Below are 16,752 nucleotides of genomic sequence, written 5' to 3' on the forward strand. Positions count from 1 at the left end.
CACTTCTAATCGTTTATCGTTTTTATCGAATGTTTCATAAAAGTCCCATAAAACGCGATAACCACCCCATTTCTGGATGCTTTCATTCTTTGTCGGATACTGACTGGAGAGAACATGAGCCTGCCAAAGTTGCTGATTTACACTGCTGCTACAGATCGCAGCCCAGATCGTTTCAATATTTCCTTCATTTTCCAAAGTGAAAATATCCTTGTAATTATTCATCAGTCCATATCCATATTCGGTTTCATCAATTCCCGTCCGCATTCTTCTGCTTTTGCCCAGTTATTTTCATGCATGAGGTTGTGTCAAAACGCTGGCACAACCTTTTTTTATGCACAAAGCCCAGACTTTCACAAGCCCAGGCTTTGTTATTACCCAAAGTTTTTGTATCTTTAGGCATAAAGTTTTTCATTATGGCAAAGTTACATTTTCGTCCTTACATTCCCAACCAAACAGTTCTTTTTCCCGGAAGAATTGATGAAAACATAGCAGCGAATGATCCGGTTCGCATAGTTAATACAGTTGTTGATAATCTCAATCTTGACAATTTCAAGAAGCTTTATAAAGCAACCGGTCGTTGTCCTTATCATCCTAAAATGATGCTTAAGGTGATTATCTACGCCTACATGAACAATATCTATTCGTGCCGCAAAATAGAGAAGCTTCTCCTACGTGACATTCATTATATCTGGCTTTCCGGTAATGAACATCCGGATTTTATTACCATCAACCGTTTCCGTAATCGTGTAAAAGAAGAGATAAATAATGTATTCACGCAGTTGGTTCTTGTCCTTGTCGACAAAGGTTTCATCAGCCTTGACGTAGAGTATATCGACGGTACCAAGATTGAGTCCAGAGCCAACAAATATACTTTTGTCTGGCGCAAGACAGTCGAAAAGAACCGTACAAAGCTGATGGATAAGATCCGCATTCTCCTGGAGCAGGTGGATGAAGCCATAGCCCAAGAGAACTCCACCAAAGACACACCCGTAGAGTTCACTCCCGCCATGCTCTCAGATATAGTGAATGAACTTAAAGAGGTGCTGGAACACCAGCCTGTAACAAAGGACAAGAACAAAAGAAAGTCATCCGGGAAAAGAAGAAACAAGTCCGGGAACTTGAGGAACACCGTGACAAGTTGATGAATACGACAACCATCTTGACACTCTTGGAGAACGCAACTCCTATTCCAAGACCGATCCTGATGCCACCTTCATGCGCATGAAAGAAGACGCCATGAGAAACGGGCAGACCAAGCCCGGATATAATCTGCAAATAGTACCCAGAACCAATTCCTCATAGACTTCCGACTGTTTCCCAATCCAACCGATACACTGACCCTCATACCTTTCTTCCACTCCTTTGAGCAACGCTATAACCGCTACCGACTGTCGGTGTGGCAGATTCCGGTTACGGCTCGGAAGAAAATTACCGATTCATGCAAGATAATGGGATAGAAGCCTTTGTCAAGTACAACTACTTCCATAAAGAACAGCGTCCCCGTTATACCCCCAATCCATTCCATGCGAGAGTCTCCATTACAATGCGGAAGAGGATTATTACGTTTGTCCTATGGGGCAGCACATGAACCGTATAGGAACCAGGAGTGACAAAACAGCTAGCGGATACATCACCGAAAGTGCCCGGTATAAAGCACAAAGATGTGAAGGGTGTCCTTTACGTGTAGTTGCTTTAAAGCCCGGGGAACCGTATTATAGAAGTCAACCACCGATTAAACCAATACAAACGGCTGCACGGAAAGGTTACTCTCGAAAGAAGGCTTCAGGCATAGGGGAAGGCGATGTATAGAACCGGAAGCAGTTTTGGACAAATGAAACACAACATGGCATACAAAAGGTTCCGGCATGTGGGAGAAGACAAGGTTACAATGGACTTTGCCTTCTTTGCTATAGCTTTTAATATCAAAAAGATGTGTACAAAACTATTAAAAGCAGGAAAGAGAAGGAGTACACACATTATATTTATCTTTATCAGACCACGTGTGGCTCAACATACGAGGAATATTAAGCCTTACCTAATTACTGAAGAAATAGTCGCATAGACAAAAAAAGAGGAACGACTATTTTTAAGATAAAAAAGGAGATGTGCCTTAGTTTGACACACCCCCAAGCCAGACCTCTGGTAAAACGTCCGTAGTTGCTATCAGATGATTTGTAAGTTGCAGGTAACACCTCTATCGCTGCTTTCAGATCATTCTCAATGAATGCGACCATATCTTCTTTGGATACGCGGGATATAATTATTTCCCCTAACGGATTATTCAACTGTTCCAATGTCGGTATCTGAATGGGACCATAAAAATCGTATAATATATAAGCTAACCATCCCCGACCACAGAGGACTTCAGCCTCTAATCGTTTTTTAGCTTCATCTTTCATTTCGATATTTGATATACGATCTAGAGCTAATGTCATTTTCCCAATATAGTTGATATAATCTTTATAGATTTTTGTTGGGCAGTCGGATGATGGAGTAAAATTTACTTCCAATAAATCAGGCCAGTAAACATCATTCCACTGACAATAACCTATATCAGTCGTCATTTCTCCAATAACATGAATGCCACCGTTAGCTGCTGTGAAAAGACCGCTATACCAACTTGAACGAAAGGGGCGTAAGCGGCAGCTGTAACTAATGCATTGGCATCATTTTCGTTAACGGGAAGATATTCGGATTAATCACATCATACATTTCTGATTCCAGATTTGTACAAGAGGGTAAAAATGCGGTTGTTGTCAACGACAAGGATAATATATATAGTAACTTGTTCATATTATACTCAATTTAGATTTTAATTAAAATGTTATATCTAATCCAAGGCTGAAACTCCTAACGTTCGGATAAGCCCATACGGAATTGTCTGTTTCCAGGTCAAGCCCTTTGTAGGAGTAATTGTGAACGGATTATTGATATCTGCATACACACGGATATTAGATAAAACTTTCTTGACTGTTTCATCGGTATCGTATATCCTAAAGTAATGTTACGGCAACGGATGAACCAACTTTTTTCAAGATAGTAGTCACCAATCTTACCCGTACTTGTGCTTCCTGCAGAAACCGGACTCTTATCCTGAAAGTATCCCGGACGAGTTGCCGAAGTATTATCGTGAGACCATACATCTTTAGATGAAACAGGCATATTGTACCCCCGGTACATATTTACAATACCTGTCATACCATCAGCTCCGGTTAACCACAAGTCTTTATAAGAACCTATATTCCATAGGGCAAACTGTCCGTAGAAATAGATATTGAAATCAAAATTCTTATAACGTAACGTATTGTTGAATCCTATCATATATCCAGGATCTTTACTACCATAAATAACCATATCTGCTTCATCAATCTTCCCATCAGGTTTACCACTTTTTACCGGAATACCGTATTTATCAACTTTTAGTGTACCGTCTTCATTATATACATAACCATCCAAATCCTTGATCTTTACCTGACCAGGTACTGAGCCTGCCATCCAGTCTACAGTTTCTCCTTCCTGGATTAAGCCATCGGACATGTATCCGAAATAGTAACGGATCGGTGCATCGTACAGTGAATAAGCTGCCGGTTTCCATGACGCATCACGAGTTTTCCATTTATCACGATAAAAAGAGAATGTAAAATCCGAATTCCAACTAAAATCTTTTGTATCAATATTCTTGGTATTAATTGTCAATTCAAATCCTTGACTTTGCGTTTCACCTATATTAGCGGCAATTTTGCTTACTTCATTATAAGATAATAATGTGCGTTCGCTCAGCAGATCTGATACGACTTTATGATAGTATTCAGCCGTTACATTCAAACGGTTATTGAAGAAACCTAAATCCAAACCGACATTCCATTCAGTAGTAGTTTCCCATTTCAGGTCAGGATTACCCATTTGGTCCAGATAAACACCGACTGACTCAGTTCCTCCAAATTCATTATTATTGCCGGTTTTGTAATAGGAAATCGCCTTATTACCAATATTGGAATTACCGGTCTGACCATAGCTCAGACGTAATTTACCATTCGATAGTACGTTTGTTAACGGACGCATAAATTCTTCTTCAGTAAATCTCCAACCTAAAGCAACAGATGGAAATAACCCCAACGGTTATTTTGGGCAAAGTTGGAAGCCCATCGGCACGTAATGTGGCTGTCAGTAAGTAACGATCTTTGAAAGAATAATTTACGCGACCGAAGAAAGACGCCATTTCATCTTTGGATGCAGAAGAACCAACACTAGGCTTCGGATAAGCTCCTGCTCCCAGATTATTGTATAAGAAACCGTCAATAAGAAACTGACTGTTTCCTGCTGATAAAGATTCATCAGTGAAACGCTGAAAAGAATAACCGACTAGTGCATTCAAATTGTGATTACCAAATTGTTTTGCATAGTTGGCAGTTAATTCTAACAGATAATCTGATTTATCATACTGGGCAATATCTGCTTGCCCGTCTTTTTTAGCTCCATAAAGAGTTGTTTTAGGCAAATACACCTTGTGTTTCTGATAATTACGATCAATGCCAAGATTCGCTTTTAAAGTCAAATCTTTGATAGGCTTTACTTCTATAAAAGAAGTAGCCAGTAATCTTCCTTGGTCGTTTTGTCTGTTATGTCAAGTAATGAAACCGGATTCGGTAAAAATGCAGCTTCGTCATTTAAAATATATTCGCCGTTTTCATCTCTAATGCCTAGAATTGGATTAAACTGAGCTGCAGCCACCATGATACTGGCATTTCATTTTGTCCGGAACCTAATGGGACATTGTTCATCTGATTTCTTGACAATGTCAGATTTACACCGACTTTTACATATTTGCTGATTACCTGTTCCAGATTCATGCGACCTGTATAACGTTCCATATCATTATTCTTCACTACTCCGTTTTGCTTGAAGAAGTTACCGGATATTAAATACTTTGTCATATCAGTTCCACCATTAATTGAAATATTATGTTGGGTCTGAAAACCTGTACGGGTAATTTCATCAAACCAATTTGTATCATTGTTGGATTACTAATCTGAGCATCTGTATAACGTGGGGTATAAGTAGAAGAGGCTTCCGATTCATTTTTTCCTCCATAAATACCTATTTTATTATCCTTCATCCATTGTTCGTATTGATAGCGATTAGACTGGATCATAAAATCTTTTGCATCCAGCATATCGTAAGAATTAGCGAGGGTTTGAACACTGGCTGTTCCTGAATATGTAACAGTGGGAGCACCGGTCTTACCTTTTTTAGTAGTTATAATGATTACACCGTTACCTGCACGTGCACCATAAATAGCGGTAGAGCTTGCATCCTTCAATACTTCGATAGACTCGATATCATTCGGATTTATAGAAGCCAGGATATTATCGGTTGTTCCGCTTGAATATTTTCCTGTTTGATTTTATCCTCATTAGGAGTACTTATGGGAAAACCATCGATAATAATCAACGGATCATTACTTGCATTAACAGAGGCAGCACCGCGAATACGGAAATTTGTACCTCCACCAGGTTGTGCACTTACAGCGCTCACCTGCAAACCGGCAGCTTTTCCGGCCAGGGCATGGCTGATAGTCGAAACAGTTCCCACCGGTGCGTCATCCATTTTGACAGAAGCAACAGCACCTGTCAGGTCTTTTTTCTTCATCGTGCCATAACCGACGACAACAACCTCCTCCAGTGCTTGTGTATCTTCTTTCAATAATACATCAATTATACTTTTACCCTTTACTGCTATATCTTGTTGGATATATCCTATAAAAGATATTTGCAATACGGCATTTTCCGGAACCTCGATCGAATAATTACCGTTTACATCGGTAGTTGTTCCGTTGGTTGTCCCTTTTTGGATAATGTTTGCTCCTGCAATCGGTCCAAAAGTATCATTCACTGTACCGGTTATTTTGCGGTTTTGTTGTATTATGCCTGTTACAGGTGATGATATTTCTGTCGTTAATACTATATGGCGATCTTTAATGGTATATTTCAAACCTGTTTTAGTGGCGATAGCATCCAGAACATCCTGGATATTTGCATTTTTCTTTGTAATAGAGATTTTCTCATTTTTGTTTATCTCTTCCAGATTATAGAAAAACAGGAATTCAGACTGTTTTTCTATTTGTTTCAGTACATATTCCAGTGTCTCATTTTTAATAGAAAGACTCAATTTGGTGGTTTGTGCATAAGTTGCTGCTACCATTTGTGATAGACAAACAATAAGCATTAACACGGTTAGCTTCATAATTTTAATAGTTCTTTTCAGGTTTACAGAAACAACTATACGTTGATAATTCATACTTTTGATTGTTTTAAGATTAAACACATTTTCCACGGCAATGGAAGTTTAATTGAATCACATACTTTAGAAAAGAATATCCGGCAAGATATTTTTTCCCTTCTTTTTTAATTACTTACGTTATCCACTCATACTATTGAATTTAAAAGTTAACTACTCTTATAACTTATCTTTCCGAAATCGTCACATGATGGTCGTCAATCTTATATTTGACCGGAATAGATAAATTTATTATTTCCATAATATCTTTAATACTCTGTCCCCGATAGAAAGTTCCGGTGAAAGTACGCTTATTCAATGTCTTAGAACTTACAGCAAACTCTACACCATAAACGTGACTAAGACGATCTAAAATTGCTTTTAGACTTTGTTCATGAAAATAATAATAACCGGAAGTCCACGATACAAATTGCCGGGCATCCACTTTTCGAAGGATAGCAGATTCTGTATTCCGGTTATATACAAACTGCTGGTTGGATTCCAATATCGTTTGTTTAGCAATATGCATTGTTGTCAGACGAACTGATCCTTCCAGCAACGTAGTGATTGTCATAGAATCCATTGGATAAGCCATTACATTGAACTTGGTTCCAAGGGCTTCGATATCCTGTTCTTTTGTCTTTACAATAAAAGGTTTATTCTTTTGTTTGGCGACTTCAAAATATGCCTCACCTTCCAGATATACAATACGTTTATCTTTTCCAAAATTCTTATCATAATGGAAAGTCGTTTTTGAGCCAAGACTAACATGTGTACCATCTGGTAACTCTATTACATCTGCCTCCAGGCCGTCACCTCCTATATACTTAGAATATAAAGTCTTGTCGTCATCACGGATAAATAAAAAGAAAACAGAACTAATCGCCACAGCTATCAGGGCCACCGCTGCATAGCTACTTATTTGGTACCAAAGATTGAACCGGCGAGTTTGTGAATTTTTCTTTTTATTAAGCAAACGCTGCCAGCTGGAAGCCGTATCCAGCGGTTTTCCTAAAAACAGACCGGCATCATACATTGCTTTGATTTCAAAGAATGTCTCTTTGTTGGAGGCACTCTCATTCACCCAATCGTAAAAAAGGTCTGTTTCTTCTTTGGAAAGATTACCTTGCAAGTAACCTATAACTAACTCTGTATAATCATGTTCCATACTATTCCCCTGTAATTCGTCGTCTTTAGTGACTTAGTCCTTTATGAACTTATAACGAATGGGACATGAAAAGTACTCACACGAAAACAAACTTTTTTTAAAATAAAAAAATGCCCCCTTTTAAATCAAGGTAAAAAGATAAAAGAATAAATGAGAACAGTGCTTACGGAGGTAAAGCAAGGAACGATACAATTGGTTCTCTACCGTACGGACAGATAAACCCAGTTGTTCAGCGATCTCAGCAGCTTTCATTCCTTTCAGATAAGAGAGACGGAATATTTCCTGGCTTCGTTCTGGTAATTCCGCCACTTTCTTCATTAGAAGCTCTAACAAATCTTTCCGCATGAAAAGTTCGTCGGACGATTCGAAATAATCCAGTTCTTCCAATTTTAGCTGTACAGCACGGTGGTCAAGTATCTCCTGCTCCATGTTAGAACGACGCAGATGGTCGATGCAGGCATTACGCACAGCTACAAAAAGAATCCTTTTCAAATCGTCATCAGGAAGAAGGAAAACCTGCTTATCCCATAATTTCAGGAAAACATCATGCACAATATCCTCTGCAAAGAATCCGGAGACAAACTTGCCCGCAAAACGAAGCAACATAGGCGCATATTCCATATATATGCGCTGATAACAATTTGTCGTCTGATCTTTTACTTCCATTTTGCAAACTTATTAAAAATCTCGGAAAACGCCCTGTCCCAACTCTATTTTAACGCTATACCCTTTATAAAACACCTATATACATCTGCCGAAAAAATTATTGAATCCTCCAATCTGTACACTAATCGGGGCAATAGCAACCATCCATCAAAATATTCAACTACAGGAATTAAAATTCAAAGGCAGCAAGCAACTAAAAGATAAAATATCTGTTAAAGCCCCCATAGTAAACAATAAAATAGGATAAAAACAGAATAATACCATACCCAAACAAGCTGTTTATAACTACTAAAACCTATCTTTAGCCTTATAAATTAACGAAAGGATAACATTTAAAACATTCCGATATGAAAAAACAAACAGTCATCCTATTCTTACTTCTGGGTCTCAGCCATACAGCATTCGCCCAACGCGTCATTGAAAACCCTGCTTATGAATTTAAAAGCACAGGTATCAATACAATCACTCAGATAGAGCGAAACAAAGAAAACACACGGGTACAAGTACATTGCGAATTTATTCCCACTGGTGGATTTCTTTCGACAGTACTACTTACATCAAAGATGCGGATACCGGAAAGAAATATTTTCCGACCGGAATCGAAGGAACCGAGTTCGGTAAAAAAACATTTATGCCTGATTCCGGCGACTCCACATTTGTCCTGATCTTTCCTCCTTTCGATAAAAAAATGAAGAAATTCGATTATATCGAATCAGATACGGGAGAAGGTTCAATCTTCGGAATCTCACTGAAAAAAACAAAAGATCAGAAGAAGAAACCGGTGGAAGAAAGCATATACGGGACATGGGAAGATATGGAAAAGCAGCTGGCAGCAGAAGCTGATCCGTCGACCGGTTACGGAACCGACTTCTTCCGGAAAGACACAGCCCATTTACGCGGTTTTCTAAAAGGATACGATCCCAGAGCCGGCTTCAGTACCGGCATGATTTATACTGGTAACGAACTAACCCGCGAAGACTATCCGACTGTCATACAAATCCATCCTGACGGACGTTTCGAGGCTGACTTTCTTTTAAATCATCCCTGGGAAGGTTATATCTCTTTCAAAAGGACTTCCATTCCATTTTATATCGAACCGGGAGAAACCTTATTTATTTCTCTCGACTGGAAGACTTCCTGATGGCAGACCGATATCGCGATCGCCGGTATGAGTTTAAAAACATAGATTTCAAAGGAGCCTCAGCCGGAATAAACAAAGAACTTAACAAGTTTAAAGTGAATACTTTCAATTATCGGAATTTCGAAAAGCAACTAAAAACTCTTGCCCCGGCGGAATTTAAACAACAGCAATTGAACGCTTTGAAAGAGGCTGATAACTCACTGGCAGAAAAGCTGAAACAAAATACTGTTTCAATCAAAGGCCAGCAATTACTGAAAAATAAAATACTTCTATCATTTTACGGAGCTTTGTTTGATTATGTTATGACACGAAGGTATTACGCCTCTCAGGACTCTACCAATGAAATCCTGAAACAACCGATTCCGGATGATTATTATAACTTCCTTCCGAAGATAAATAGTAACGACAAAAGTTTACTTGTCTCGAATATGTTCAGTTCTTTCATCAACCGTTATGAATATATGGGACCTTTCAACAACGCAGATATGACATTCACCCCCGAGAATAAGCTTGAAATGTTTAGCAAGGGATGGTTACGCAAAGATTCTGTCTTACGGAATGAATTGCAAGTCACGCCCGGTCTGCTGTTTGAGATTGCAAAAACCCGTTCGCTGAATTATGCACTAGAGATGCTTACACCCAAAGAAGGACATTTGCTGGCTGAAGAAATAAACAACAGTATCTCAGAGCCTTTCCTGAAAGAAGAAACGATGCGTATGTATGCCAAGAAATTTCCGGAAGGAGAAAAACAAGCCTATAAACTTCCGGAAGGGAAGGCCACGGATATTTTCTGTAAAATGACAGACCCGCACAAAGGAAAATTCGTTTTAGTCGACTTTTGGGCTACTACCTGCGGACCTTGTATTTACGGCATTAAACATATGCAGCCGCTAAGAGACAAATATAAAGACAGTCCGGACCTCGCCTTTGTCTATATTACAGATACAGGCGGTTCTCCGGAAGAGTCTTACAATAAATTTATTTCGGAAAATGATATGGGTGACAACCTGTTCCGTTTGCCGGAAGATGAATACAACTATCTGCGTCAACTATTCAAATTCAATGGCATACCTCGTTATGTCATGCTGGATCGGGATGGGAATGTGGTCGACGATAATTTCCCCGGACACAACGCAGAGTATGAAATACAAAAGTTATTCCCGGATAAAAAGTAAACTGTCCCAAAGAGTTCATCCTCTTTGAATATACCCGTTAAAAGGGTTTATCAGGGTTATTTTTATCAGAAATGAAACATTTCTGAAGTTGACAGTTGACTCACAAATAACAGTTATGTCGACTTTCAATTGATTATCAATATATCATTATTCTATCAAATCAAACGATTAGATGTCTTTATGATAGCAAAATACTTATTTAAACAACCAGTATATTCATCCATATTGCCTATCTAGGATAATTTTATATACATTTATTAACAAAGCATCCGGCTTTATCTGTTCTTCAAGCAAAATATACTTCATTTAAAACGGAATTTATATTCGTTTTAAATGAAGTATATTTTTATTATGGTTGAAAATTTACTCGACATAAGCTAAAAAACGTTAATAAAACAAGAAAAAACTCATTTTTCGAATTTTCGAGGGGATATTTTCATGCTAAAGAGCATGTTTTATTTCTGAAACAAGGATATCACAGATACTTTTCCAATATCTTTTATTTTGCAAAATCACCATCAATACAGCAGATAGCATCCGCCATATGTAATACGATATTATTATAACGCATATCACACCATTATTCCGACTTTTTGCACATTCCATCCTTCCCCACAGTCGCATAAAAGCTAACTGTACAAAATACCACCCATACAGCTTATTCAGAAGGTACCTTATATAGCATTTGTCAATTTAGGACTATCAGAGAAAGTTGTTCATATTTTATCAGAATTGAAATTATTTGCATCGAGACTTATCCTAAAAGCTCTAACTGCTATAAGTATCTCTACTACCAGTATCAATTCATCTACAAATTTTGAAGTGTATTTTATTGCATCCTTTAATTATTATCGTACATTTGTGATGCATTTCCTATATCTCAGGCGGGAAACCTGCCAATTTCCGTGGCGGGCATTTTTATGTCCGCTCACGAGCATTCTATATGGCGGTTCCGTACCCCCGTGTAGAATGTTAATGCATCTACTCTGCCTGAGGTAGGAAATGCAACGGGACAGGCGGAACGCTCTTATATTTAGAAAATCTTCGCCTTCACATCTAATATTAATATGTATGGAAACAGAATTGTTAACTGTCCAACAAAGTGAGAGATGCAAAAAACAAGTGGCAACCCATCTCCTTTTTCCGAAGAAGAATTGAAAGAATTTACCTTAAATTTGCCCGTCTGGTTAATCCGAATGCCTGTTCTGCCAATCGCAATGATTTTGAAGTGCTAAGTATCCTTCGTAAAGATTTAAGAAAATCTCGGATACTTTGCAAGTATACACAGCATGCCTGGGATGAGGATGCCGAAATACAAATGGCTTGTGGTGCCTATTCCGTACAGGATACCATACAAAAGAAAGAACGGATGGAAGTGAATGTTTCTTTGGGAAAACATTTACAGTTCCTTGCTCAGATGGCAGCAGCCAGTTCGGTTGTAAGAAGGATGCATGCGGAATACACCCGGCATTTTATTAATGTGGAATATCTTTTGAGGAAAATAGAAAGATAAGAAGAATAACTAAGTCTGCGTTTATTTAACAGAGGCTTGAGTGAACTTGTTCTACAAATGCTCAGGTATAAATATCCTCCGAGATCGGTTTCTTTCCGGTTTCATCGGAGGATATTCTATTTTAAATCAACTTGACAGAGATACCTTATTTTTCAATACCCAACGTAATCACATGAACAGAAGGGCTATCCAGCACAACAGTGGTTGTCGTTCCTGTTTCTGCATTAAAACAACGGATTGTATCTTTCTCCGTATTCTTACGGTTACTTTCCAACTGTTACCTTCTTTATTTATGCTTAAATATCCGTCTATTACTACCGGGATTAATCGCTAACCGTTAACGCAATGAACAGTTTCGATATGATACGTCTGACATCAACAGGGAATTTCTTTCCGTTATAGACGAAGGTTGCCGTATGTTGCTGTTCAGCACTTTGCCAGTCGGTGTTCAGCAAATAAATCGTGCGGTGGTCTTTGTTATCCCAAACAGTGAAACCTACAGACGGAGCAGATTCGATCCAACCGGAGGGAAGTTCCTTGTTCACGGTTTCCGTAGCTAACTCACGCATTGTTCTTCATACTGGTTCTCAAAGACGATTCTGCCGGATAAGCAGCTTGCGGAAAGTAGATGATCTTTCCTGATCGAACGGGATAACGGTCTTTCCATTCAAAGACTTGTAATTATCGCCCAACATTTCACGGATAACCGCATCGTTAGTCGGGAACTTTGCCGGTTGGTCGGGTTGAAGTTCGGCATTCAAATGGGCGCCGTCAGGACAAGCGTTCCGCCGTCAATACATAGTTGCGGATGCGGAGGAAATCGCTTTCATCGAAACTGTTCCAGCCAAGGAATACCATTGCCTTATATTTATTCATCAATCTTGCGGAGCCTCGATAGGCAGAATGTCGATAGTCCCGTAGGCGTAGAGGTGAACAACCGTTAGGCCGCAACCATCCACGATATTATTGGGATAGAAGATTTCAGGGAGGTCAAACTTTCCGTAGCCTTATTAATTGCCATTTGTCGCCCTTCTGTGACCATAAGCTGCCGCGACCGAACGATTTCCAGGCATCATTCCTTCCTGGATAAGCGACGTTACTTTTCAATTCGCCGCGACGGGTATGTGTTTCTATGAATCCAGCACACGATGCTGTGCATATAAATGCTCTTTGCCTGATTGGGATAACGGTCGTTGGCATATTCGTCCAACCACAAGGCTTCTTCCGTATTCATATGGAAGAACCATGCATATAGGCTACGGCAAGCGACATATACAAACGTAAGATGTTTCGGGTCGGTAAAAGGTCCTGAACCCCATTGCATAGCATGCACGTTCCGTAATCCGCTTGCTATAGCACGTGAAGCACCGCGCAATGAAGACAGGATAATTTTTCAGGGCCGTACATCTGCTCGGCTCCCACCAGTTATAGCCAGCTGATACAATACGGAACAACGTGGAAGGACCTGATATGGCGGCTGCTCTCTCCTTTTGAATAACGGAAATTCTCAACCAGCTTGCGGGCACCGTCGGCCATATCCTTGACACCATACGGGTCATAATGGATAAAGGTTCCGTGGTCAGTATAAATCGGGCGATGTTTAGCAAAAATACCGCCGTAAGGACGGTTGCGGGCAGCCATATCCGAGAAGACTCCTTGATACAGAAATGTTTGCCAGTAATAATAACCGCCGTCATTTTCGTGCGCCTGCTTTCCGCGGAACATCGGGGAAGCCAATGTTTCAAATCCGGATTTGATACGTTTACCGGCCAATGTACGGCCTTCTACCTGCCAGGCATAAGGAACCCGGGCTTATTCAGCAAACCGGTATAATGACGGATAACTTCGGGACGGGCACGCGGAACCGCTCCACTGATAGGAAGGACGGAACTGATACCAGTTTCCGACCGCTGGGAGATATACCATTTAAAGAAATAATCATAAGGCGCATATTCCTTATCTATATAAATCTCATCCCCGGAAGAAATGTAAACCTCATCCGGTTCCTTTTCTATTATCTGACGAATTGTTACTTCCGCTTTACGGCTTCCGTCATCAAAAATCATCGGAACGGCGGAAGCATAATTGCCGGCACGAAACTCAATCACGTGCAAACCTGTTTCTTTTAATACCACTTCCTGAGACGCCGGGATAACAGAAGACGGAGCCTGTACCTTCAAACGGACATCCGGCTTATTCGTTTCTACCAGTACACCGAAAGCCGCTCCGGCAGAAACATATTCAGGCACGGAAACAATTTCAAAATCACGGGCACTCTCTTCGATAATCTCCAGCGAACGGAGTTCATAAGAATACGCTGCACGGTTATCCTCTTTGAGCAAAGTCAGTTTCAAATCGCCGTTACCCTGCACGGATGCAGGCAGAAGGATATAAAAGTCCGCTATATCAGAAGCTCTGTCGAAAATATTTCCTTCGTAAACAGTCGTACCGTTGAAATCCAGTTTCCAACGCGGCCAGCTGCGGGTAGAAAGGTTACAACCGGTCCAGTAGTTATAATCGTCTGTCTTATCGGCAAACTTAGCAAAAGGTATGGAGCAGACCTGTTTCTTGTTCTGCACCAATCTGGGTGCCTCCACCCAGCACTCGCCACTGAAATGAGTTCCCCCGATACGTAAAAAGGCACATGCGACGTTATCAGGAAGCACGAATGTTTGCGTTACTTGTTGATATTTGCCGGAGCCTGCGGGTACCGGGAAATAAAGCAACGAATCCGGGCAGTCGTAAATATCGTCTTTATAGCGTCCGGGCTTTTTATAAAACAATTCTATCTGTACGCCAAAGTCACCACCCGCAGAAACGGACATGTCCTGACGTTTCACAACCGGCAAGGTCACCGTCAGTTCACCGGGTTTCAGCAAGTCACCCGAAATACGGTAATAGGCATGCCGCTCGAAGTTATTATCTTCTCCTTTAAAATACAAGGAATACTTATCTTTCTTCACATGGACGGAATCCAGATTGTCGTCGATATAAAATTCCGACCGCCTGAACATTTCCTCTCCCCTTTTTCAAAAGGAGCCGGCATTTTTACTCCGCCGACAAACACGAAGGAGTCTACGTACAGGATAGGCTTCCTGTTTAAACGAAACTGTTTCGGAAACACTGCTTCCGGGAGTTAACAAATGAACCTTTTCACCACCGGAAGGTGTGAAAATCACCGTTCTGTTCTCAGTCTGCACACCATCGGCAAAGAGATAGGAGACGGATAAAAGCTGGCAAATCAGAAGATAAAAGACTTTTTTCATAACTAATACTCAGAGATGTCTGTTAATAAATCAGGTCAAATGTACGACTAATTTCCATTGGTTTTATGTACTTTTGCCTTTTCATTGAATGAATAGAAAGAAAATGATCATTATCAGAGATACGGATTTATTAAAAGGGAAAAGACTGGTTGCTACCATCGGTTTCTTCGACGGAGTTCATCTGGGACATCGGTTCCTGATCAATGAACTGAAGGAAGTCGCGAAGACGAAAGGCCTGCCTTCGGCCGTTATTACCTTTCCGGAGCATCCGCGTGCCGTATTGCATTCGGATTATCAGCCCAAATTACTTAATTCATTTGAGGAAAAACTGGAACAACTGGCTACTACCGGCATAGATTACTGCATCGTTCTCGACTTCACGGTGGAGCTATCCCGCCTGACAGCACAGGAATTTATCAGTTCCATACTGGCGGAAAAATTACATGTAGCCGCTTTACTGATCGGTTACGACCATCGTTTCGGCCATGACCGGAAAGACGGTTTTGAGCAATATGTTGTTTATGCGGAGCCTGCGGGATGGAAGTTATCAAAGCATCGCCTTACGACGAAGGACGTACGGCAGTAAGTTCTTCCGAGATCAGGAAATTATTGACAGACGGTGATGTGGAAGATGCCGCCCGGTTACTCACCTACCCTTATCAGCTACGGGAACGATTGTAAACGGTTATAAAGTCGGCCGCAAACTGGGATTTCCAACAGCCAATATACAGGTGGACGAACCTTTTAAAATTGTACCGGGGATCGGGGTTTATGCAGTCTGGGTCTATCTGAAAGAAGAGAAATATAAAGGAATGCTCTACATCGGCGACCGTCCTACACTTCAGAATGGCGACAATATTACACTGGAAGTGAATATACTGGACTTCTCCGGAGATATATAATAATGAAATAACTGTTGCGTTTATATATTATGTAGGGGGATGTCAAATTTAATTCCCTGGAAGAACTGATAGAACAACTCGGACATGACAGGGAGACGGTGGACAGGCTATTGACGGAATGTAACACACCCCCTGCCCCCTCTCAAGAGGGGAATTGAGATACAACCGGTAACAAAATTCAATAATCTGAATAGATGGAACTTTACTACGAAGCAATAGATACTTTGAAAGGGATGATCAGCCGTCCCTCTTTCAGCCGGGATGAAGCGGCTGTAGCCGACTTTTTACAACAGACATGGCAAGCTGCAGGACATACGGTACACCGTAAAGGGAATAATCTATGGATCGTTTCTCCCGGTTTCGACCTGAATAAACCAACACTGTTGCTGAACTCACATATCGACACCGTAAAACCGGCCTCCGGCTGGACGAAAGACCCTTTCAATCCCGAGAGAGCGAAGATGAAAAGTTATACGCCTGGGCAGCAATGACGCCGGAGCAAGCGTTGTTTCCCTGTATTCGGCTTTCACACTACTGACCGGTAAAGAACAGGCTTATAATCTGATTTTCCTGGCATCCTGCGAGGAAGAAGTATCAGGAAAGAACGGATTGGAAAGTACACTGGCAGACCTCCCGCCCATCGCT

Annotated in this window: 13 protein-coding genes and 5 pseudogenes; 6 read left to right on the forward strand and 12 right to left on the reverse strand. The window is 40.6% G+C overall.

Features of this window, described 5'->3' with window-relative positions:
- Positions 1-296: pseudogene (locus tag C825_RS00135) on the reverse strand (RagB/SusD family nutrient uptake outer membrane protein); the annotation flags it as partial.
- A gap of 117 nt (positions 297-413) precedes the next feature.
- Here C825_RS00135 and C825_RS00140 point away from each other — a divergent pair.
- Positions 414-2,062: pseudogene (locus tag C825_RS00140) on the forward strand (IS1182 family transposase).
- Here the strand turns inward: C825_RS00140 and C825_RS00145 are convergent.
- The 4 genes and pseudogenes from C825_RS00145 to C825_RS00160 form a co-directional block, all read right to left on the reverse strand.
- Complete coding sequence (locus C825_RS00145; RefSeq protein ID WP_250690527.1) at positions 2,040-2,564, reverse strand: RagB/SusD family nutrient uptake outer membrane protein; 525 nt, start codon at positions 2,562-2,564, stop codon at positions 2,040-2,042. The pseudogene C825_RS00140 and the gene C825_RS00145 sit on opposite strands and share 23 nt — an antisense overlap.
- Before the next feature lie 252 nt (positions 2,565-2,816).
- Positions 2,817-6,297: pseudogene (locus C825_RS00150) on the reverse strand (TonB-dependent receptor).
- Positions 6,298-6,463: 166 nt separating this feature from the next.
- Entirely contained in the window at positions 6,464-7,444 is a 981-nt protein-coding gene (locus C825_RS00155) for a FecR family protein (protein ID WP_010800946.1), read from the reverse strand.
- 120 nt (positions 7,445-7,564) lie between these two features.
- Entirely contained in the window at positions 7,565-8,110 is a 546-nt protein-coding gene (locus tag C825_RS00160; protein ID WP_009860118.1) for an RNA polymerase sigma-70 factor, read from the reverse strand.
- 508 nt (positions 8,111-8,618) lie between these two features.
- Between C825_RS00160 and C825_RS00165 the strand changes: the two genes are divergently transcribed.
- The 3 genes from C825_RS00165 (at position 8,619) to C825_RS00175 (ending at position 11,939) form a co-directional block, all read left to right on the forward strand.
- Positions 8,619-9,251, forward strand: coding sequence for a hypothetical protein (locus tag C825_RS00165; protein ID WP_250690528.1), 633 nt, complete (start codon positions 8,619-8,621; stop codon positions 9,249-9,251).
- Positions 9,251-10,426 carry a TlpA family protein disulfide reductase gene (locus tag C825_RS00170; RefSeq protein WP_250690529.1) on the forward strand — a complete coding sequence of 392 codons (1,176 nt, stop codon included), beginning with the start codon at positions 9,251-9,253 and terminating at the stop codon, positions 10,424-10,426. The genes C825_RS00165 and C825_RS00170 overlap by 1 nt, the downstream gene beginning before the upstream one ends.
- Positions 10,427-11,528: 1,102 nt before the next feature.
- Complete coding sequence (locus tag C825_RS00175; protein ID WP_250690530.1) at positions 11,529-11,939, forward strand: hypothetical protein; 411 nt, start codon at positions 11,529-11,531, stop codon at positions 11,937-11,939.
- A 145-nt stretch (positions 11,940-12,084) separates the two neighbouring features.
- Here the strand turns inward: C825_RS00175 and C825_RS27590 are convergent, their stop codons facing one another.
- From C825_RS27590 to C825_RS00205, 7 genes are all read right to left on the reverse strand, one after another.
- A complete protein-coding gene (locus C825_RS27590) occupies positions 12,085-12,213 on the reverse strand; it encodes a hypothetical protein (protein ID WP_284694807.1) in 129 nt (42 codons plus the stop codon).
- A 49-nt stretch (positions 12,214-12,262) separates the two neighbouring features.
- Positions 12,263-12,508, reverse strand: a complete 246-nt coding sequence (locus C825_RS00180) for a hypothetical protein (protein WP_250690531.1) — start codon at positions 12,506-12,508, stop codon at positions 12,263-12,265.
- 18 nt (positions 12,509-12,526) lie between these two features.
- A complete protein-coding gene (locus C825_RS00185; RefSeq protein ID WP_250690532.1) occupies positions 12,527-12,700 on the reverse strand; it encodes a hypothetical protein in 174 nt (57 codons plus the stop codon).
- Positions 12,701-13,035: 335 nt separating this feature from the next.
- Entirely contained in the window at positions 13,036-13,263 is a 228-nt protein-coding gene (locus C825_RS00190; RefSeq protein WP_250690533.1) for a hypothetical protein, read from the reverse strand.
- 101 nt (positions 13,264-13,364) lie between these two features.
- Positions 13,365-13,712, reverse strand: coding sequence for a hypothetical protein (locus C825_RS00195; RefSeq protein WP_250690534.1), 348 nt, complete (start codon positions 13,710-13,712; stop codon positions 13,365-13,367).
- Between the two features lie 11 nt (positions 13,713-13,723).
- Complete coding sequence (locus C825_RS00200; protein ID WP_250690535.1) at positions 13,724-14,953, reverse strand: hypothetical protein; 1,230 nt, start codon at positions 14,951-14,953, stop codon at positions 13,724-13,726.
- A gap of 15 nt (positions 14,954-14,968) precedes the next feature.
- Positions 14,969-15,205: a hypothetical protein gene (locus C825_RS00205; protein WP_250690536.1), complete on the reverse strand. Its 237-nt coding sequence runs from the start codon at positions 15,203-15,205 to the stop codon at positions 14,969-14,971.
- Positions 15,206-15,308: 103 nt separating this feature from the next.
- Here C825_RS00205 and ribF point away from each other — a divergent pair.
- Positions 15,309-16,265, forward strand: a pseudogene (gene ribF / locus C825_RS00210) (riboflavin biosynthesis protein RibF).
- Between the two features lie 36 nt (positions 16,266-16,301).
- Positions 16,302-16,752, forward strand: a pseudogene (locus C825_RS00215) (M20/M25/M40 family metallo-hydrolase); the annotation flags it as partial.

The sequence above is a fragment of the Parabacteroides sp. ASF519 genome, assembly GCF_000364265.2.
Lineage (GTDB): Bacteria > Bacteroidota > Bacteroidia > Bacteroidales > Tannerellaceae > Parabacteroides > Parabacteroides goldsteinii.